At 53.1% G+C, this 1,391-nt stretch carries 2 rRNA genes (both only partly in view); both read right to left on the minus strand.

What is annotated here, in order from left to right:
- Window positions 1-1,024: ribosomal RNA gene (locus tag EV660_RS18475) — 23S ribosomal RNA — on the minus strand; it reaches 1,978 nt to the left of the window's first position.
- Between the two features lie 314 nt (window positions 1,025-1,338).
- A 16S ribosomal RNA gene (locus EV660_RS18480) occupies window positions 1,339-1,391 on the minus strand; it runs 1,452 nt beyond the window's last position.
- Together the 16S and 23S rRNA genes form the textbook arrangement of a ribosomal RNA operon.

Consider the following 1,391-nt stretch of genomic DNA (forward strand, 5'->3'; position numbering starts at 1 on the left):
TTACTCCCGGGTATTCGGAGTTTGGTTAGGATCAGTAAGCCTGTGGGGCCCCATTACCCATCCAGTGCTCTACCCCCCGGGGTATTCGTGCGACGCTCTACCTAAATAGATTTCGCGGAGAACCAGCTATCTCCGAGTTTGATTGGCCTTTCACCCCTAGGCACAGTTCATCCCGATCCTTTTCAACGGATGTGGGTTCGGCCCTCCAGTTGGTGTTACCCAACCTTCAGCCTGACCATGCCTAGATCACTCGGTTTCGGGTCTGATCCATCTAACTCATGCGCCCATTTAAGACTCGCTTTCGCTGCGCCTACACCTAACGGCTTAAGCTTGCTAGATAGACCAAGTCGTTGACCCATTATACAAAAGGTACGCCGTCAGGACTCATGGTCCCTCCGACTGCTTGTAGGCGTCCGGTTTCAGGTCTGTTTCACTCCCCTCGTCGGGGTGCTTTTCACCTTTCCCTCACGGTACTGGTTCGCTATCGGTCAGTAAGGAGTACTTAGCCTTCGGGGGTGGTCCCCCGATCTTCAGACAGGATTTCACGTGTCCCGCCCTACTTGATACGTCCTATCGTGCTTCCTGTACGGGGCTGTCACCCACTATGGCCTGTCTTTCCAGACAGTTCCAGTCACACTCAAGGCTCGGCTGGTCCGCGTTCGCTCGCCACTACTAACGGAGTCTCTATTGATTTCCTTTCCTCCGGGTACTTAGATGTTTCAGTTCCCCGGGTTTGCTCTTTTAAGCCTATGTATTCAGCCTAAAAGTACTTGATTTACCCCGTTGATGACTGTCCTGCCCCAACGCCATGCCCCGACCATCGAAGATGGTCACGGACCAACGGTCCGCACGGAGTGTGCGTTGTTGCAAGGCAACAACAACAGAATATCAAGTGGGTTGCCCCATTCGGAGATCTTGGGATCAAAGGTTATTCTCACCTCCCCCAAGCTTATCGCAGAGTATCACGTCCTTCATCGCCTCTTACTGCCAAGGCATCCACCAAACGCCCTTATCGCGCTTGATTTGATCCAGAAAGAGCCAAACTGCGCAGCGCCTTGCGACGCCCGCCATTCTGACAAGCGGGGCCTTTTGTGTCCCCCGCTCTCACAATCTGAACCAAAAGCATTGTACGTTTCCCGCTCTGAGTTTTAGTGCGCTACCGCTTCGCTACTTGAGCGCGGCAGGCCTCAGAACATTTTGGTTAGTGTACTTGACTTGGATAGTCTCATGCTCTGTGGTCTTGCGACCACTGACCTCCCCCCACTCGGGGATGTCAGCATGACACTGATATGTTTCTCTCTGAACGATGTAAAAAGCGACCCGAAGATCGCATGCGTCCAACAGGACGATCCAGTGCATCCAGGATGCGCTCGATGATCATGTTGGCAAAT

Origin of the sequence: Roseinatronobacter bogoriensis DSM 18756, assembly GCF_004366635.1 — a bacterium.
Classification (GTDB): Bacteria; Pseudomonadota; Alphaproteobacteria; order Rhodobacterales; family Rhodobacteraceae; genus Roseinatronobacter; species Roseinatronobacter bogoriensis.